18 protein-coding genes are annotated in these 18,772 nt (G+C 60.1%); 9 read left to right on the top strand and 9 right to left on the bottom strand.

The window, feature by feature from the left end; all coding sequences use genetic code 11:
• Positions 1-17: 17 nt before the first annotated feature.
• From AC1DS5_RS07070 to AC1DS5_RS07050, 5 genes are all read right to left on the bottom strand, one after another.
• Positions 18-1,055: a Gfo/Idh/MocA family protein gene (locus AC1DS5_RS07070; protein WP_477717547.1), complete on the bottom strand. Its 1,038-nt coding sequence runs from the start codon at positions 1,053-1,055 to the stop codon at positions 18-20.
• A gap of 106 nt (positions 1,056-1,161) precedes the next feature.
• The gene (locus AC1DS5_RS07065; RefSeq protein WP_477717546.1) at positions 1,162-1,986 is read right to left on the bottom strand and encodes a shikimate dehydrogenase family protein; all 825 of its coding nucleotides are present in this window, start codon (positions 1,984-1,986) and stop codon (positions 1,162-1,164) included.
• Positions 1,986-3,314, bottom strand: coding sequence for an ABC transporter substrate-binding protein (locus AC1DS5_RS07060; RefSeq protein ID WP_477717545.1), 1,329 nt, complete (start codon positions 3,312-3,314; stop codon positions 1,986-1,988). Before AC1DS5_RS07060 ends, AC1DS5_RS07065 begins: the two co-directional genes overlap by 1 nt.
• 50 nt (positions 3,315-3,364) lie before the next feature.
• Positions 3,365-4,198 (bottom strand): carbohydrate ABC transporter permease, encoded by an 834-nt coding sequence (locus tag AC1DS5_RS07055; protein ID WP_477717544.1) that lies wholly within the window; start codon positions 4,196-4,198, stop codon positions 3,365-3,367.
• A gap of 5 nt (positions 4,199-4,203) precedes the next feature.
• Positions 4,204-5,115: a carbohydrate ABC transporter permease gene (locus AC1DS5_RS07050; RefSeq protein WP_477717543.1), complete on the bottom strand. Its 912-nt coding sequence runs from the start codon at positions 5,113-5,115 to the stop codon at positions 4,204-4,206.
• A 129-nt stretch (positions 5,116-5,244) separates the two neighbouring features.
• Between AC1DS5_RS07050 and AC1DS5_RS07045 the strand changes: the two genes are divergently transcribed.
• The 6 genes from AC1DS5_RS07045 (at position 5,245) to AC1DS5_RS07020 (ending at position 10,588) form a co-directional block, all read left to right on the top strand.
• Complete coding sequence (locus AC1DS5_RS07045; protein WP_477717542.1) at positions 5,245-6,063, top strand: IclR family transcriptional regulator; 819 nt, start codon at positions 5,245-5,247, stop codon at positions 6,061-6,063.
• A 212-nt stretch (positions 6,064-6,275) separates the two neighbouring features.
• Positions 6,276-6,953, top strand: coding sequence for a hypothetical protein (locus AC1DS5_RS07040; RefSeq protein ID WP_477717541.1), 678 nt, complete (start codon positions 6,276-6,278; stop codon positions 6,951-6,953).
• Between the two features lie 97 nt (positions 6,954-7,050).
• Complete coding sequence (locus AC1DS5_RS07035) at positions 7,051-8,112, top strand: ABC transporter ATP-binding protein (protein WP_477717540.1); 1,062 nt, start codon at positions 7,051-7,053, stop codon at positions 8,110-8,112.
• Positions 8,113-8,129: 17 nt separating this feature from the next.
• Complete coding sequence (locus tag AC1DS5_RS07030; protein ID WP_477717539.1) at positions 8,130-8,702, top strand: DUF6537 domain-containing protein; 573 nt, start codon at positions 8,130-8,132, stop codon at positions 8,700-8,702.
• Between the two features lie 183 nt (positions 8,703-8,885).
• On the top strand, positions 8,886-9,656 hold the full coding sequence (locus tag AC1DS5_RS07025; RefSeq protein WP_477717538.1) for a hypothetical protein: 771 nt from the start codon (positions 8,886-8,888) through the stop codon (positions 9,654-9,656).
• Between the two features lie 41 nt (positions 9,657-9,697).
• Entirely contained in the window at positions 9,698-10,588 is an 891-nt protein-coding gene (locus tag AC1DS5_RS07020) for a fumarylacetoacetate hydrolase family protein (protein WP_477717537.1), read from the top strand.
• Positions 10,589-10,702: 114 nt separating this feature from the next.
• Here the strand turns inward: AC1DS5_RS07020 and AC1DS5_RS07015 are convergent, their stop codons facing one another.
• Positions 10,703-11,365, bottom strand: coding sequence for a tripartite tricarboxylate transporter substrate-binding protein (locus tag AC1DS5_RS07015; protein ID WP_477717775.1), 663 nt, complete (start codon positions 11,363-11,365; stop codon positions 10,703-10,705).
• A gap of 144 nt (positions 11,366-11,509) precedes the next feature.
• Positions 11,510-12,067, bottom strand: a complete 558-nt coding sequence (locus AC1DS5_RS07010) for a TetR/AcrR family transcriptional regulator (protein WP_477717774.1) — start codon at positions 12,065-12,067, stop codon at positions 11,510-11,512.
• A gap of 503 nt (positions 12,068-12,570) precedes the next feature.
• On the opposite strand from AC1DS5_RS07010, the gene AC1DS5_RS07005 reads away from it, so the two are divergent.
• Entirely contained in the window at positions 12,571-13,275 is a 705-nt protein-coding gene (locus tag AC1DS5_RS07005) for a glutathione S-transferase family protein (RefSeq protein WP_477717536.1), read from the top strand.
• A 617-nt stretch (positions 13,276-13,892) separates the two neighbouring features.
• Here the strand turns inward: AC1DS5_RS07005 and glmS are convergent.
• Positions 13,893-15,743, bottom strand: a complete 1,851-nt coding sequence (gene glmS, locus AC1DS5_RS07000; protein ID WP_477717535.1) for a glutamine--fructose-6-phosphate transaminase (isomerizing) — start codon at positions 15,741-15,743, stop codon at positions 13,893-13,895.
• A gap of 135 nt (positions 15,744-15,878) precedes the next feature.
• Between glmS and AC1DS5_RS06995 the strand changes: the two genes are divergently transcribed.
• Positions 15,879-16,406, top strand: a complete 528-nt coding sequence (locus tag AC1DS5_RS06995) for an Lrp/AsnC family transcriptional regulator (protein WP_477717534.1) — start codon at positions 15,879-15,881, stop codon at positions 16,404-16,406.
• A 15-nt stretch (positions 16,407-16,421) separates the two neighbouring features.
• Here AC1DS5_RS06995 and AC1DS5_RS06990 read toward each other — a convergent pair whose 3' ends face one another.
• Positions 16,422-17,291, bottom strand: a complete 870-nt coding sequence (locus AC1DS5_RS06990) for a LysR family transcriptional regulator (RefSeq protein ID WP_477717533.1) — start codon at positions 17,289-17,291, stop codon at positions 16,422-16,424.
• Positions 17,292-17,402: 111 nt separating this feature from the next.
• Between AC1DS5_RS06990 and AC1DS5_RS06985 the strand changes: the two genes are divergently transcribed.
• Entirely contained in the window at positions 17,403-18,380 is a 978-nt protein-coding gene (locus AC1DS5_RS06985) for a DMT family transporter (RefSeq protein WP_477717532.1), read from the top strand.
• The last annotated feature ends 392 nt before the right edge of the window (positions 18,381-18,772 follow it).

Here is an 18,772-nt window from a genome sequence, read left to right as displayed (position 1 = left end):
GAGATCTCCTGGTTAGTTCACCGACGGGCGCCAGAGGTTGCAATAAGCGGCACAAGGGTTTGCGGTGCCCCGTTTTGCTTGGCCGAGGCGTATGCCGCGTCCATGACTTGCATCACAGCTTCGGCATCTCGCAATGAGGCAATTGGTTTGGCTCCCGTGCGACATTCAGAAAGAACCTGCTTCACGAACAGTGGGTAGTACACGTCAGTTTCGAGCCGGAGGCGCAGGCTCCGGGTACCTCCGCTGATATCTTTCCGATCCCGAATCTCAATCCGGTCTGGGCCGGATTTCGCATACATGCGGTCGGATGAAAACGTGAATGAAAATTCACGCTGCTCGTCAGCAGTGCTGGGAAAGCTATATCCCGTTTCTACAAGCCCGGTAACGCCATCTTCCGTTTGCATTGTGAGCAGGGAATAGTCCTCGACATCACCATGATGGGTTCGGGAATTCATGATGGCGGAGACTCGAACGACGTCCTTACCCGTTATCAATCTGAAGAAATCAATGAAATGAGTGGCGACATTGATAGTCGATCCACCTCCAGAATATTTTGGATCGATTGCCCAACCCGAACCGGAGGAGGTATAACGGTCCGGCCCACCAACTATGAAGCGAACCGACATGTAGTTGAAGGCCGAGGGAATAGTGCCCTCGATTCCTTTGACAGCGCCAAGCAAATCGCTGATGCGGAAAATGAACGGTACAGCGCAATAGACGTTTGCCGCTTCGGCCAATTCACGTAGCCGCGTCACCTGAGACATGTTGATGCCGCAGGGCTTTTCAAGCGCAAACGGAATTCTTCGTGCGATCAGCTCTTCCGCAAGCGCGGGCATTTCAGAGTGCCGACCGAATGCAAAGGCGAAATCGATCGTCTCGCTGTCGAGCAGTTCGCGGCTGGATGCGTAGAACCTGGTCTTGAAACGCGTCGCAATGGCCTGGCCCTTGACGGTGTCCGAATCGGACACTGCCACCACTTCAATACCGTTTGCTTCAAGCGAATCGAGATAGAGCGGGACGTGCCAGTGGTTCGCCTCGAGTATTGCAACTTTCATACATGTTCTCCTGGTACCGAATTCGTGATTCATTCATCCATTCGAACGATCACGATGTGTTTTCATGGCTTAAGGCGTAATGGCTTTAGATGGTGCAGAACGCGGTTCAAGACCTCTGAATTGACCTGCCTTCAGGCACGTAACCGAAGCCCAGGAAGCGCAAGGCGTGCACTGCCTGCCCTTCGTGCATCGGACGTCCGCTTTGGGTACGACACCCCCGTTCACTGGCAGCACGACAAAGGGGTGTAGCTTCAACGGAATTGACGATGTCGACGACGATGCTGCCGGGGGCAAGGCGGGCGGCATCCACGGGCATCGGATCGCCGGGCTTCATCCCCAGCGCTGTGGCATTGATGACGACTTCGAACTCGTGTGGATCTGGCGCGCCGAACTTCGCCGGGCAATCGGTTGCGACGGCGACAGACCTGGCCAGGTCCTCAGCGCGAACCCGGTCAACATCGAAAACGGTGAGGGACCGGGCACCCGCAGACGCGACCGCGAACGCAATGGCCCTGCCTGCTCCTCCGGCGCCGATGAGCAGCACGGATTTGTTTGCGGGATGGAGCCCCTCCCACTCCATACCGAGAACGCAACCCAGGCCGTCAAATATTGCGCCAACCCAGCGACCGTCAGGGTTACAGCGGATAACGTTGATGGCGCCAACTTCACGCGCGGTCGGATGTAGCTCGTCGACATAGTCGAGCATCCTTTGCTTATGAGGCATGGTGACCAGCAAACCGGAGAGATTTCCTACCGTTCGAGCACCCGTGACAAAGGCGGCGAGCTCATCAGCCTTGACGCCAAATGGGACGCAGACCGCATCTGCGCCCTGCTCCGTAAACAGCCGGTTCAATAACTCGGGCGACTTGGCTGTGGTCAGCGGATCGCCAACCAAACCATACAGCCGCGTGGTTCCCGAGATATGGGGCATCACGTCTTGGCGAGCGCGTCTGTGTACCGGGTACGCATCTCCAGCGCCACAGACGCCGGCTGCAGGTCACGCAGGATCATGCGCTGGAAAGCTTCGCCGCAGATCTGGTTGAAGGTGGACTGGATGACTGAATAGTTCACCATCCGGCCGCGTGACTCCACCAGCGCCTTCCAGCCCAACTGGTCTTCGGCTTCCGGCGACTTGAAGTACGCATCCTTGTAGGCGCTGGCGCGGGCTACCACTTCACCGCCGCGCGCGGCGATCGCCTGAGCTGCGGGGCTGGCCATGAACTTGACGAACTCCCACGCGCCGCCCTGGCGTGGCGAATTGCTGTTGATGCACAGCTGAAAACCATACACCGCGTGCTTGTCGTTGGCTGCCACCGATGGCGCTGGCGCCCAGGCCAGGTCGTTGGCCACGGCAGCCTTCAGGCCGCGGTAGCGGAACAGCCCGAAGGTGGCCGAGGCGACGGTGCCCGCGCGCAGCCCGTCCTGCACCTCGTTGTAGGAGAACTGCAAGCTGACCGGCGTTGCAGCCTTCTTCGCGTACAGGTCCTTCACGACGCTGGCGGCCAGCAACAGCCGCTGCTCGCTGAAGCCCATCTCGCGGCCACTCGGCACGAAGAAAGGCTCGCTGTTTCCCGCTACCAGGGAGCTGACCATGAACTCCACCAACGCCTGCGCCCCGCCGATACCGCCGGCTGCACCGACAGGCACGGCGTAGGCCATCTGATTCCCTTTGGTCAGCACCTTCCCGAGTGCGGCAGCCTCCTGGTAAGTACGCGGGGGCGCAACCTTCGCTTCTTCGAACTTGCTCTTGCGGTAGACGAAGATCGGGATGCGAAAGTCCTGCTGAAGGCCCCATAGCTTGCCGTTAAAGCGCGTCTGATCCATGCTGATCAGCCAGTCCTTGGTGTCTACCTTGTCGCGGGCGACCAGCTCGTCGATCGAGAGAATCGAGCCGGTGGATACGTATTCGGGAATCTGGAAATTGGTGACCCGGATGACATCAGGGCTGTCTGCTTTGGAACGCGCTGCGCGAACGCCGTTTTGGCCGGAAGGGTCCACCACCACGCGCACCTTCACGCGCGGCTGGCTGGCCTCGAAGGCCGCGATCATCTGCGTTTGCGCCACTGCGCGCGGATCGTTGAGGTTACCTGGATCGAGGAAGGTGTTGTAGGTCACGGTCTCGGTGGTCTGTGCAAAGGCCCGCCCCCCGGGTACGCCCAGCGCTGCGGCCACTCCGGCCACACCAGCGACAAATGTGCGTCGGCTCGTGCCAGGCGCTGATTGCTGTTCGTTTATGTTCGTGCGTTTCTGCTCAGTCATGTCGTCTCCTAAGTGATCAAGTTATGTGATTCGAATGCTTGGCTTTTTGGTCAGCCCTTAACCGCGCCAGCCGTCAGGCCGCTGATGAACCATCGCTGTGCCAGGATGAATATCGCGACGATGGGGATGGAACAGACTACGGCGAAGGCCATGACGTAAGACCAGGTGATGCCGATGCTGTCGAAGACCTGATTGACCAGAGCAACCTGCAGCGTCCGGTAAGCCACTTCGGGTGCAAATGCCGCCACGGTGATGTAGTCGTTCCATGTGGTGATGACACCAATCACGGCGCTGGCAGCGATGCCCGGCCGAACCAGGGGCAAGATGATTTTGGTGAACGTCTGCCAGTGATTGGCGCCATCAACCTGCGTCGCCTCGTCAAGTTCCCGCGGAACGGCATCCACAAAGTTCTGCATGAACCAGACGGTCTGGGGTACCAGTCGAGCGGCCTGCAGCACGATGATGACCACGGGATTGTTCAACAAGCCCAGTTTGTCCAGCAAATAGTAAGTTGGCACCAGCAAGGCGACGGCAGGGATCATCGACGTCGACAAAATCAGCAGCATCACCGCGCGTTTTCCCCGGAACTCGAAGCGGGACGCGGCGTAGCCCGCGGGCGCGGAAAGCAGCACAGCGAGAGCCACCGCGGCGAGCGAATAGAAGACCGAGTTGAAGAGATCGGAGGCGAAGGTCTGGTTCAGGAACACCGTCTTGTAAGCAGACAGACTCGGGTCAGTGGGCAGGAAGGTGGGCGGGTACGCCATGACGCTGGCCTCACTCTTTAGCGAGGTGAAGACTGCCCAGGATAGTGGAATGAGCACCGTGAGCGCCAAAACGGTCACTACGGTCCAGGAGAGAACTTTTTCCGAACGATGAATGTGCATGATGTTTAGCCCGCGACTCGGCCAGTGAGCCGGGAGTAGAGATAGCCGAGGAAAAGGTTGACGATCAACACCACGACGGAAATGACGGATGAGGGCGACAGATCCACGGAACGAAACGCGCTGGAGAACACTTCGAAACTCCAGGTGGCAGTCGTGCCAATCGGCCCGCCACCCGTCAGCACCAGGATCATCGTGATCAGGGTGAGATAAACGATGCCCAATGTCAGCGCGGTGCTGCCCAGCGTGGGCGCGATGTGCGGCCAGACCGCGTGACGAAGGCGCGCGCGCAAACCGCCACCATCGATGTCAATCGCTTCGTACAACTCTGCCGGGATGCTTTGCAGCGACGCGCTCATCATCACCATCACGTAGGGGAATGACCACCATGCGGTGACCAGGATGACGAGAATGAGTGCCAGCGATGGTTCACCCAGCATAAGTCCGGGCTCGACGCCCAGCGACCGCATCAGATAACTGATGGGCCCGTACGAGGGGTTAAGCAACCATAACCAGAAGCAGCCCACCACACCCATAGACAGCGTCCAAGGGAGCAGGAGCAATGTGCGCACGAGCGCTGCGGAGCTGGCGAGGTTCTGCAGAGCCAGTGCACTGGCCAAACCCATCGGCAGCACCAGGGCCAGCGCCCCGCTGACATATAGAAGCGAGTTGAGGCTGAGTTCAAGGAAAGCGGGCGATGTGAGGACGGTAACGTAGTTCGCCAGACCCACGCCCGCCACCACTTCGTAGAGGCGCGTGCGGTGGACGCTCAACCAGAGGACCATGCCCGTCGGATACAAGGTGACGGCCAACAGCATGGCGACTGCTGGCGCGAACCATAAAAATCCGGCCCAGAAGCCTGGCGGGCGAGGACCAGGTTGCGTCGCGCTTGCGATGTTGCTAGAGGATGTGGTGCTCATGACGGTTTCTTTTCTGGAACAGTGATCCACTTTATTCGCCTCATGAAGGCGAGTCACTGGGGAAAACCCGGTATATCCATGCCTTTCTGAGCGATAAACTGGGACATCGTTCTAGAAAATGGAGTTTTAATGGCTACTGGTGACATGGTTGAGCGCACGCTGGACATCCTCACGCTGCTTGCCGACCACCCCAATGGACTGCCGATCAGCGATATCTCGCGTCGGCTGACCCTGCCCAAGAGCGCGGTGCACAGGCTGCTGACCATCCTGGTTCAGCGCGGGCTGGTCACGCAGGACGAGTACAGCCAGCGCTACCGCATGACAGTGAAGTTAGCCGCGATTGGCTTTCGGTTTCTTGCAGCATCGGGCATTACGGAAATTTGTCAGCCGTCGTTGGATCGATTGGCCGCGCGCACAGGTGAGTTGGTTCGCCTGGCACTCGTGGAAAACGATGCGTTGATCTGGATAGCCAGGGCTCAGGGTTCGATGTCCGGTTTGCGATACGACCCTGATATGGGGCAAACAGTCGTGCTGCACGCCACGGCAACGGGCAAAGCCTGGCTCGCGACCTTGGAGGAAGCGCAGGCCGTGGCACTGGTAAAGACGCGCGGCTTCGTCGTGCCTACCCGATTCGGCCGGCCGGTCGTGCGTGACGAGGCTAGCTTGCTTGCGGAGCTCGCGCTGACGCGCGAGCGCGGCTACGGCACTTCCATCGAGGAAGGGGAGCCAGGCACGTGCGCGGTAAGTTGCGCCATCTTTGACCCGCAAACCCGCCGCGCGATCGGTACGGTCAGCGTAGCAGGTCCCGTGTCCAGGCTCCCGGCAGCGCAGCTTTCCGCTATCGCGCCTGACGTGAAAGCCACGGCGGCGGAAATTGCCGACCTATGGCCCAGCCGCAAGATCATGGAAACGATGGGGCTGGCTCCATCGAAAGCATCAAATGGCTGAAGCAGTCTTTAGCCACGTCGATACCGGTAGGGACTACGCCAATCTCGCTGCCCGCGCTAGCACTGCTTCCCGTATCTTTTTTGGTCGTTCACATACAGGCGTCCATCGTGCACGGCCCGGTGAACGACTGCAGTGTGTTTTCGAAGGGATCGGTAACGTCGCGCTCCACGTGCGCAACACCGGTTTCGCAACAACGTCCAAGGAGAATTTAAATGCTGGCAGGTGAAGGTGCAGTGGCCATCTGGAATGACATCGCCGAGGCCGGCCGCGCAGAGTTTTACGCCTGGCATCTGCACGAGCACATGCCCGAGCGCGTCGGCATTCCCGGCTTTGTGCGGGGGCGCCGCTATCGGGCAGCCGACGAGGCGACGCAGCCAGAGTTCTTTACGCTCTACGAAACATCGACCTTTCAGGTCATCCAGAGCAGCGACTATCTTTCGCGCTTGAACGAACCCACGGCCTGGACGCGTGCGACCACCGCACATTTTCAGACGACCACGCGCTCTCTCACGCGCGTGGTGGCCAGCCACGGCGTGGGCTCGGGTGGCGCGCTGATGACCATGCGATTTGACATCGGAGACGATGCTCAACAGAGTTCGGTATCACTTCTCACGTCGACGCTGGAGGCGGTGGCCCAGATGCCACGCATCAGTGGTGCGCATCTTCTGGGATCGGATGCTGGCGTTTCAAGCCAGTCAACCGCCGAAAGCAAGGGCCGCAAGGACTTGCTGACACCCGCTCGCTGGGTGCTGTTGCTGGAGGGATGCGATGTCCAGGCTTTCGATGCCCCCCTGGAGCTGCTGAAAAAGACCAATGCACTACGGGAGGCTTCGGTCGGCCGCTACCGGCATGAATACACGCGACTCAAGACCGCCTGGCAAGCGGGATGAGCGATCACAACTCCCCGTTAGACCGGAAACATGTGCAGCAGCACGCGGCTGACTTCTCGCGATAACAACTTCACTTTTTGAAAGATGAGACACCAAAATGGCAACAGTTGAAATCCAGGACGTAGCGAAGTCCTTCGGCAGCACGCAGATCATCCGCGGTGTGAGCATAGCCATTCGCGACGGCGAATTCGTCGTGCTGGTCGGCCCCTCAGGCTGTGGCAAGTCCACTCTGCTGCGCATGATCGCAGGTCTCGAAGGGATTGATGGCGGCGAAATCCGCATCGGCGGGCGCCGTATGAATGACTTGCTTCCCAAGGATCGCGACATCGCCATGGTTTTTCAGAACTACGCGCTGTACCCTCACCTCACGGTCGCAGACAACCTCGCGTTCTCGCTGAAATTGCGCCATGCGCCGCAGCAGGAGATCGAGGAGCGCGTGTCTCGGGCAGCAAAGATCCTCGGGCTTGAGCCACTGCTAACCCGGCTACCCAAGCAGCTTTCCGGCGGCCAGCGCCAACGCGTCGCAATGGGCCGTGCCATCGTGCGCGACCCGCAGGTCTTCCTCTTTGACGAACCGCTGTCCAACCTGGACGCCAAGCTGCGCGTTGCAATGCGCGCCGAGATTCGCGAGCTGCACCAGCGCCTGAAGGCGACGACGATCTATGTCACACACGATCAGATCGAGGCCATGACCATGGCGGACAAAATCGTGGCTATGCACGACGGTATCGTGGAACAGGTGGGCACACCGCTCGATTTGTTCGACCGGCCGCGCAACATCTTTGTTGCCGCCTTCATCGGCTCGCCGTCGATGAACCTGGTGCCTGTCAAGGTGAATGGCCAAGGCGTTATAGACAACGCGGGCAACCACTGGAACGTGCCCCACGTGCCCGCCACGAGCGGCCAGGCCCTCACGCTGGGCGTGCGGCCTGAGCACCTGCGGCTGAGTGATGCAGGCGTAGAGGCCCGAGTACTGGTGGTGGAGTCCACCGGCTCGGAGACGCACCTCCTCGTTGACTCAGGCGGCATAAAGCTCACCTGCGTGCTACGAGAACGGGTCAGCGTGCGCCCCGGTGACCACGTGCGCCTGGGTGCGGACAACGCGCATTTGCATCTTTTTCACGGGGACTCGGGTGAACGGCTCGAGACGGTGCACTAAAGACTGCACTCTTCTCAATGTCTCAGTTCACGCCTAGCCTGGAGGCCCTGATTCAGGACCGCACAAAGCGCCTTACTGACTATCAGAACGCGGCCTACGCGCAGCGCTTCGAAGCCTATGTTCGCGAGATTGCGGCTGTTGAAGGGAGTTCAACTGGCGGAGATTGCCTTGCTCGCGAGGTGGCGACCAGTCTTTACAAGCTTATGACCCACAAGGTCGAGTATGAGAACGTTGGTCACCGCGTGCTTTCGCGGACACGTCGGCTTCGGCGCAGCATCTTCGCCATGTTCGAATGTACCGAGAAGCGAAGCGTCGAGAGGGCAGCGATCGGCGAGTACGAGGCCACGATGCGAGACGTCGTCGAGCACCTGACGTCGGAGCGCCTACCAACGGGTCTGCACATTGCGCGCCTCCCCCAGACAGTGCTCGGGTTCGGTCATGTGAAGACCAGGAATGCGGCGGCAGCAAAGGTGCGGCGAGATGCACTGTTGCGAGAGTTCGACACTGGCTTGGTAGCCGAGTCGAAATCCAGACGACGCCAGTTCGAGCGCGCTGTGAGTCATGACATTCCCTGGGTGCACCCAGGGTAACGGATCAAAACACTTTCACTCATCAGAAGTAGACGGACAAATGAACGGTATCCAGATCAAATGTGTCGATGGCCCGAGCGGCGCTTGGACTGTTGCGACGAAATCAGCGCAATCCTTTTCAGTCACGGCGTGCTGCGCAGTTCTGGTGAATGCAGCAGGACAGGTGGGACTGGCGGCACGATCATGAATCCAACCGCTATCGAAACCGCCGCGCGTTACCTGCACGCACTTCAGTCGGCAGGACGCTCTGGCAAAAGGCTGGAAACCAGCATACGACCGGCAACTCCAGAAGACGGCTGGCGCATCCAGCGGCGCATCAGCGAAATGCGCGGCAGTCCGGTAGCGGGCTGGAAATGCGCGCTACCGCCAGCTAATCTCTGGATTGTCGCCGCGCTGCACGACGTGAGGTCATCCGGCGGCGTTGCAACCGCGCCTGCAGGTCCTAAAGGTGCGGCGCGTGTCGAGCCCGAGCTGGCATTCGAGCTCAAGCAAAGCCTGCCGCCACGAGACGCTCCCTACACCCCTGCTGATGTCAATGCCGCCATCGGCGGTGTGCGTCTTGCCGTCGAGGTGCTGGGCTGTCGCTATGCCGATCCCGCGGAGGCGAGCGGCCCTGAACTGATGGCCGACAGCTTGTGGAACCAAAGCGTGGTGCTAGGGCCAAGAGTCAACATCGATCTTGCCCAAGAACCCTTCCCGGGTCCTTTCCAGATTGGGCTCTCCGTGTCGGGCGGTGAGGACGCTAAATATGAAGCCACCCACCCCAATGGTGACCCGCGCTTGCCGCTTTACTGGCTCGCCGAATTTTTGCGAAGCCGAGGCACAGGCCTGGAGGCCGGGCAGGTAGTCATTACCGGCTCGCTGGCGGGCGTGATTGAGCTCCCATTTGAATGCCCGGCCGTGCTGCGCTACGGAGACTTTGGCGAGCTAGCACTGAGCATTGAGCAGCTTTGATAACGCGTTAGACATACAACACATTTTTTAAAAGGACTCCCATGCGTCTCGTTCGATTCGGTCCCCGCGGCTCCGAAAAACCCGGCCTCATCGATACCCAAGGCACTTTGCGCGATTTGTCTTCCGTTGTGAGCGACATTCACGGGCCAACGCTTTCGCACGAAAGCCTTGCAAAGTTGCGCGCCCTGGACACGTCCAGTTTGCCCGCCGTTCCTGCTGATACGCGACTTGGCGCCTGCGTAGGCCAGGTCCCGAACGTCGTCTGCATCGGCCTGAACTACTCCGACCACGCGGCAGAAACCAACACCCCCATTCCCGGACAGCCGATCGTTTTCAACAAGCACACCGGCGCGCTCGCTGGCCCCAACGATCCGGTCATCATCGCGCCGGGCTCAGTCAAGCTTGACTGGGAAGTCGAACTAGCCATCGTGATCGGGCGTCCGGCATGGCATGTCAGTGAAGCAGAAGCGCTGCAATATGTGGCTGGCTACTGCCTGTGCAATGACGTGTCGGAACGCGCGTGGCAAATCGAAATGGAGGGCCAGTGGACCAAAGGCAAAAGCCACCCCGGCTATGCGCCGCTAGGCCCGTGGCTGCTGACGGCTGACGAAGTGCCGGACCCGCAAAACATCGATCTCTGGCTCGACGTGAACGGCACTCGCAGACAGACCGGCAATACACGCACCCAAATTTTCGGCGTCGCCACCATAGTGGCTTACCTCAGTCGCTTTATGGCGCTTCAACCTGGAGACGTGATTCCAACGGGGACGCCTCCAGGTGTAGGCCTCGGCCAAAAGCCGCCAGTGTTCCTGAAGGTCGGCGATGTGATGACCCTGGGCAGCACACTGCTGGGCACGCAACGACAGCAAATCGTTGCCTACGAGGACGCGATGGGCGCTGCCTGGCGCGCGGGTAGACTGCCGGCATTCTGAAGTAAGGTAGGGCCGGCTTGCGATCTTGCGACCTAAGTAGATCGGCCTCAGTGCCGACTGGCGCGACGACCCTAAGCAGCCATGCCGTCGCGCCAGTCGCGAGGAAATCGCGCGTCAGTCCAACTTCACGCCGATAGTTTTGACAAGGTCACGGTTCATGACGGCATCATGGGCAATCACCGTTTTGAAGTCGGTTCTCCCCTTCGGCACCAGGACAATTCCTTGCTTGTACAGTTTTGAGCGCACTTCTTCGGTTGCACAGATCGCGAGCAGCTGTCGCTCAAGGTTCGCAATCTCGGCTTCCGGCATTCCCGCTCTACCAAGCACGCCGATCCAAGCGCTGTACTCGTAGCCCGGAAAACCAGATTCCTCCACCGTCGGAACCTTCGGTAAATCGGGCCAGCGTTCTTTGGCAGTCACCGCAAGTCCGATGAGCTGCCCCCCGGCGACGAAGGGTTGAGCCGCAACAGTGGAGATGACGCCGACCGGTAACTGACCGCCCACCAGATCAGACGTGAGCGGGCCCGAGCCCTTGTACGGAACGTGCTGCATGGAGACCTTGGCGCGGTCCTTCAGCAGCTCGGCCGCGAGATGCGCCGGATGGCCATTGCCGCCGGTTCCGAACGAGATCGAGTTCGGCTTGGCACGGGCCACGCTCAGCATGTCAGCCAATGTCCTGAAATTGGTTGAAGGATGCGCAACGATCACAAATCCCGAAACACCGATCTGCGCGATCGACGCAAAGTCGTCGAGAGCATATCCCGGCTTTTGATACAGGGAAAGGCATTACATGAAGCTTGGGGGTGCGGACAAATACTTGGACTTACGGCATAAACCAGTCCAAGTTATTGTCCGCACCCCCAGTGGGTCAGATTTCGACGGAATTCAACACCTCGTCCTGATATTTACTGAAAATTCGGCCTATGGCTGCGTCGGCAGAAGCCCCACCGCGCGATAGTTGGCTATCAACGCGTCAAAGATCGAGATATCCGAGCGGCTTCTCGCGAAGAGTTGAGCACCGGCGAGGGCGGCGAAGATGGCGCGCGCGCGCTGTTCACTGTCCTCGGGACGGACCAGGCCCGCAGCGGAAAGTGCCTTGCTCAGCCAAGCCACGTTGACATTTGCAAAAACCAGGACCTCCTTCTTCACCGTGTCAGGCAGGTCTTCGGTTTCCGCCCCCATGAAGCTGCTGAGGCACAGTCGGTTGTCGCTTGCTAGCGACCTGCGAAAAATATCGGGGTATTTGCGCACGCAGTCGAGCGGGTCGGGGTTCTCGGCCGAAATGGCCTCCAAGGCAGCCGCTCCGTCCTCCCAATAACGCTTGGCGACGGCTGTACCGAGGTCGGCCTTAGTCGGGAAATGGTAGTGAATACTCGCGGACTTGATGCCCACCTCCTGGGCGAGATCGCGAAAGTTCAGGCCGTTGTAGCCACGAGATTGCGCAGCTCTTCGGGCGGCCGCCAAAATAGCTTCCCGCATGTTCGAGTTCACTTCAATGCCTTTCCTGTCAACTAAGGGGCGTTGACGACAATTCCAATAGTCAGAACTAACCTACCAACTAACTCGTAGGGTCAAGATCGCATTATAGGTCAAGAGCTACCTTGTGATAGGTAGATTGGCGGCTGGAATTTCGCCGCCCGTCGTCTTGATGCCACCAAGCTTGCTGAATTGAATTGGTCAGCAAACGCGAGATCTCGCAGGTCAAAGTCGCGCGGGCGCACCTCAACCGCAGTCTGTGGAAAGCGTCTGCGTTGCGAGTAAACAGCTAGCGGTAGCGATTCGTGGCCGGGGACCAAGGTCGTTGCCCGTCGCTTGCAGGGCTTCATGATTGGCAGCGGCAAGCGTCTTTCTTCTTTACAATTACTTACCTATCAAGTGACAGATAGTTCTTGACGTCGTGCGTGTTGGCCACTATTCTTCATCTATCTACTAATTGGTAGGTAAAAAATGCAAGCATCATTAACCAGCTAGGAACTATTAACATGACGACCAAACTGAACCTCTTTACTTCGCCTTCGGCGTTCCCGAACCCACAGCGCCTGCGCCTGTTCATGCATGAAAAGGGCATCGCCAATCAGTTCGATGAGACCATCTACGATATGGCGCCGGTTGGCGAACAGCGGGGATGGCGCCACTTGAACATGAATCCGTGGGGCGAGACTCCTACTCTCGAGCTGGCCGATGGCAGCTTTATTTCCGAGACGGCCGCAATCGTGCGCTATCTCGACCAGGCCTACCCAGGGCGCAAGATCATGGGCGAGAACGCGCTGGAGCAAGGTCTCGACAACATGTGGGACAACCGCATCTGGGTACACATCCTCTACCGGATCGTCACGGCGTTCCATGTGCTGCATACCGGGCTTGGATTCAAGCTGGAACTGACCAAGAACGAGGCCTGGGGTGAGCACTGCCGCAAGGAAGCGCTGGCGCACGCCGCCCTGGTCAACCGTCATCTGTCCGACGGTCGCCAATGGCTGCTCGGCGGGAGCGAGCCCACCTTCTCGGACATGACGCTGGCAACCGCGATCGCGTTCTCCAAGTTCCCGGTCAACGCCACACCGCTGGACGAGCGTTTCGAGCATCTGGATGCGTACTGGAAGCGCTGGCAGCAACGCCCCAGCTTCCAAGCTGCCTATGCCGACGGCAATAGCGGCGTGCCTGAGCTGGATTATCTGGGAAAAAAGTAAGCGTCTCGGTCTCTTAGCCTCGGTTCCGCCGACTCGTCACCGCCTCGTGACGAGTCGGCGGCCGAGCCTCCTGAGCTTCTCAGCTCCACTGCCAATCGCAGACTCACCGATATCGTGGTGGAAGAAGGCCCGCCCGAGGCCGTGTTGGCGAATCCGCAGCATCCGCGGACCCGGGCGTTTTTGAGTCGCTTCATCGGTGGAATTTGATGTGTGCAGCAGTCGTGGCCGCTCAGATGCAAGTTCCGCTACGGCGACCGGAAGCCCCAACTGCTACCGAAGCAGATTGGTTTCAGCTACTGCTTCAACGGTCAAATCGCGGAACCATTTGTGCGAAGGATCGTTTTGCATGCTGGGGGACCCGAGTACAGCCACTAGGCATGAACTCGATTCAACGAAAAATCCCGCTCAACCTAATAGCGCTACTTCGCTTTTCGGTCGTGGGGAGCCATTGCTAGAAAAAGAGCTCCTTCGAATGTACGTGTTTACGACTTTAGAAATCCGTCTCGAATATCCAACAGCCCGGAAACCCGCATGGATGCTAGAGCCGTGTTTACGACTTTATTAACCTGTTTACGACTTTAATTGCGCGGAATAAGCGCTTGCGCGCACCGTGACCGTCATTCGACGGTCACGCTCTTTGCAAGATTCCTCGGCTTGTCCACATCCGTCCCCCGCGCACACGCCGTGTGATACGCCAGCAGCTGCAGCGGCACCACGTGCAGCAACGGGCTGAGCGCGCCGTAGTGCTCGGGCATGCGGATGACGTGCAGGCCCTCGCCGCTTTCGATGTGGCTGTCGGCATCGGCCAGTACGTAGAGCACGCCGCCGCGGGCGCGGACTTCCTGCATGTTGCTTTTGAGCTTTTCCAGCAGGGCATCGTTGGGCGCGACCGTGACCACGGGCATGGCGCTGGTCACCAGGGCCAGCGGGCCGTGCTTGAGTTCGCCGGCCGGGTAGGCCTCGGCGTGGATGTAGCTGATCTCTTTCAACTTGAGCGCGCCTTCCAGCGCAATCGGGTAGTGCAGGCCACGGCCGAGAAACAGCGCGTTTTCCATCTTGGCGAAATCTTCTGACCAGCTGATGATCTGCGGCTCCAGTGCCAGCACGGCCTGCAAGGCGGCGGGCAGGTGGCGCATGGCCTTGAGGTGTGCCGCTTCGGCTTCCTCACTCAACCGGCCCTTGCTCTGGGCCAGCGCCAGCGTCAGCAGAAACAGGCCGGCGAGCTGGGTGGTGAAGGCCTTGGTGGAAGCCACGCCAATTTCAACACCGGCGCGCGTGATGTAGGCGAGCTTGCATTCGCGCACCATGGCCGAGGTGGCCACGTTGCAGATGGTCAGCGTGTGCTGCATGCCCAGGCTCTGCGCGTGGCGCAGCGCCGCCAGCGTGTCGGCGGTCTCGCCGCTTTGCGTGATGGTGACCACCAGCGACCTGGGGTTGGGCACCGAGGTGCGGTAACGGTACTCGCTGGCCACTTCCACCTGGGTGGGGATGCCGGCGATGGATTCGAGCCAGTACTTGGCCGCGCAGCCGCTGTAGTAGCTGGTGCCGCACGCCAGAATCAGCACCGAGTCGATCTCCTTGAACACGCGGTAAGCCCCATCGCCAAAGAGCTCCGGAACAATGCCGTGCACGCCTTCGAGCGTGCCGGCAATGGCGCGCGGCTGCTCGAAAATCTCCTTCTGCATGTAGTGGCGATACGGCCCCAGCTCTGCGGCGCCACTGTGCGCCTGCACGGTTTTTACCTCTCGCTGCACGGCCTTGCCCTGGCGGTCGAACACCCAGTATTTGCCCAGCTGCATGTCGACCATGTCGCCCTCTTCCAGGTACACGATCTGGTCGGTCACGCCGGCCAATGCCATCGCATCGCTGGCCAGGAAGTTTTCGGAGTTGCCCTTGCCGACGCCAAGAATCAGCGGCGAGCCCGCGCGCGCGCCCACCACGCGGTGCGGCTCGTCCTTGCAGAAGGCGGCAATCGCATAGGCGCCATGCAGCCGGGCCACGGTCGCCTTCAGCGCTTCAAAGAGGTCGCCGTCATACAGGCTGTCCAGCAGGTGCACGATGACTTCGGTATCGGTCTGGCTGTCGAACACGTAACCCTTGGCCTGCAGCGAGGCGCGCAGTTCGTCATGGTTTTCAATGATGCCGTTGTGCACCAGCGCCACCTTGCCGGGACGGCCGGCGGGGTTGGCGCCGTTGCCGTGGCTGAAATGGGGATGGGCGTTGTGCACCGCGGGCGCACCGTGCGTGGCCCAGCGGGTGTGGGCAATGCCTGTGTTGCCCTGGAGGTGATCGTGGTCGACCTGGCTTTGCAGCTCGGCCACGCGCGAGGTGCTGCGCGCGCGCTTCAGGCCATCGGCATACACGGCGATCCCGCAGGAGTCATAACCCCGGTATTCCAGCCGCTGCAGGCCCTGCACCAGGATGGGAACAATATTTCTTGTCGAAACCGACGCAACGATGCCGCACATGGAAGTCTCCTCCTGAAAACAATGTCTCGATGCTACGTGCTTGTTGTTTTCTTATGTGATTGATTTTTATCAGAAAATGGAATTTAATTTCGCAACAGTCATGTATTTAAATTTAATTTCATTTACATTAATTTAATGGAACAAATATCCATTGAAGAAGTAGACCTGAAGCTGCTGGAAAGCCTGCAAACCGATGCATCGCTGAGCAACCAGGCTTTGGCCGAACGCGTTCATATCTCGCCACCCACTTGTTTGCGCCGCGTCAAGCGCTTGCGCGATGCGGGCCTGATCGAGCGGGAAGTGGCCTTGCTCAGCGGCGACAAGCTTGCGGCCCTGCTGGGGCACGGCCTGACCGCCATTGTCGAGATCACACTCGACCGGCAAGGCGCCGAGCATCTGGACGCATTCGAGTTGCGGGTCGCGGCCGATGAGGCCGTGCAGCAGTGCTACCGGGTGTCCCCGGGGCCAGACTTTGTGCTGATGGTGCATGTGGCCGACATGCCCAGCTACCTGGCGCTGGCACAGCGGCTTTTTACCAGCGACGCCAATGTGCGCAACGTCAAGGCCTTCTTCAGCACCAAGCGGGCCAAGTTCGAACCCAAAGTGCTTCTAGCCCAACAACAGCAGGCGCAAAAAGCCATCAAGCAGCTATCAAATAGATAGCGAAATGGCACGATCTCAAGCCTTGCTCTGCGCTTCGGCCAAGTCCCAAAATGCACGTGCCAGCGGCGACAGCCTGGCCGCATCCAGACAGGCAAGCCCGACCGTGCGCGGCTGCGCGGGCAGCAGGGGTCGGTAAACCACGCCTTTGGGTGCGTCAGGCAGCGCCAGGCGGGCCGCCACCGATACCGCCAGACCGCGCTGCACAAACTGCAGGATGGAGATGACCTGCGTGAAGTGATACAGCACCTTGGGCAGTGCGATGTTTTTCTGGAGGATGGGCACGATGACCGGGCCGCAGCCGGCCTCGGTCAGCACGAAGTCCAGGCCGGTGAGCGCGCTGATGGGTACGGCCTTGTGTTTGGCCAGCGGATGCCTTGCCGGCAGGATGGCGACGAACTCATCCTGCACCAGCGGCAGCACTTCAAAACGTTCGTCAGGCACCACAACAAAGCCCAGCTCCACGCGCTTTTGCAGCAGCCAGTCGTCCACCACCTCGTCGCTTTCTTCCTCTATGCGCACCTGCGCACCCGGGTGGCGCTTTTTGAACGCCGCGAGCAGGGGCGGCAACAGGTTCACGGTGGAAGTCGGGCCAAACGAGCCGATGCGCAGTGTGCCGGTTTTCAGCTCCCGGGCATCGCCCAGCTCCTGAGTCATGGTGGCCGCCAGGGCCGTCATCTCGCGGGCACGCAGCAGCAGGCGCTCACCGGCGTCTGTCATGGCCACGCCGGAGGCGTCGCGCAGCGCCAGCTTCACGCCGAACTGCGTCTCCAGTGCGCGCAGGGCGTGGCTGACGGCCGATTGCGTCGTGCCCAGACGCATGGCCGCGCGCGAGAAGCTGCGGCATTCGTCCAGGGTGATCAGTACTTCGAGTTGGGCCAGGGTCATGATTTCATGATGAATGAATGCTCATTTGATAGTGAGCAATTTAACAATTAATCTCATGTATCAATTTACTCCATTCACCCCCTTCACCGCTTTCCACCAACAAGAACCACCATGACGACTGCCACCACCCCACCCGCTGTGGCTTCCACTGCTGCCGCCGTCGCGCAACCTGCCGCCACATACGGCGCGGCGCCTGCCGGCACCAAGCTGCTGGGTATTTACCTCCGTTTGACTTGCGTGCCCATACTTTGGGGCGGGACTTTTATCGCCGGCCGCGTCATCTCGGCCCATCTGCCCCCGGCCACCGCGGGCTTCGTGCGTTTTGTGTTTGCCACCCTGGCCTTGCTGGTGGCGCTGCATTTCACCCAGGGCCTGCGCGCCATGACGCAGGTCACGCGCGGCCAGCTGCTGGGCACCCTGGCGCTCGGCGCCACCGGGATCTTCATCTACAACCTGCTGTTTTTCACTGCGCTGTCGGTGCTGCCGGCAGGCCGCACCTCGCTCCTCATCGCGCTCAACCCGGTGGTGACGCTGCTGCTTGCCGCTGCACTGTTGGGCGACCGGCTCTCGGCAATGCGCTGGCTGGGTGTGGGCCTGGCGCTGCTGGGGGTGTGGGTGGTCGTCACGCGCGGAGACCTCTCGCAAATCATGCAATCGCTGGGCAAGGGCGAGTTGTCGATGTTTGGCGCGGTGTGCGCCTGGGCCGTCTACACCTTGCTGGGCCGCAAACTGCTGCAGAGCTTGTCGCCCCTGCTGGCCACGCTGTGGGCGGCCATCTGGGGCACGCTGTTGTTGGGGCTGCTGGCCTTGCGCGACATCTCCAGCGTGCATGCCGGGTCGTTCACCCCGGAGGTGTGGGCAGGCCTGGTCTTCCTCGGCGTGCTGGGCACGGCGGTGGCTTTTGTCTGGTACTACGAAGGCATACGCCAACTGGGCGCGGCGCGCACCGTGGTGTTCAATAACCTGGTGCCGGTGTTTGGTGTGCTGCTGGGGTGGCTGATTTTGGGGGAGCCTTTGAGTGCCAGCTTGCTGGCCGGTGGGGGGTTGGCTATTTTTGGGGTGTTTTTGGTGAATCGGGTAAAGGAGTGAGTTTGTTGCGGGCTTTTGGTTTGCTCCGGGTTCGCTGCTGAGGGCGGCTGGCCGGGGGTAGCCCGGCGGCTACTCACTTTTCTTTTGCTTCGCCAAAATAAAAGTAAGCAAAAGAAAAGGCGACCCTGCTGTCTGCGTCCCTTCGCTTCGCTGCGGGCAGCCTGCGGTGCTTATATGGACGCCTTCCGTGAGGCAAGTGCTGATTGGAAGTTCTGGCCGGGCGGATTGACTGCTTGCTTATATCCGGCCTTTTCGTTGCAAAGCGGCTTTCAGAACCCTCGCCTTGCTGGCCCCTATGGTGATTCGCGAAGTCGGGGCTTATCTCGGTAAAGGACTTCGCCCCAGGCGTGTCCAAGCACCGCACCAGCTTTACCGACCCACGGTCCGACCGC

Source organism: Polaromonas sp. P4_H1 (assembly GCF_056400945.1).
This window is presented reverse-complemented; position numbering and strand designations above follow the sequence as displayed.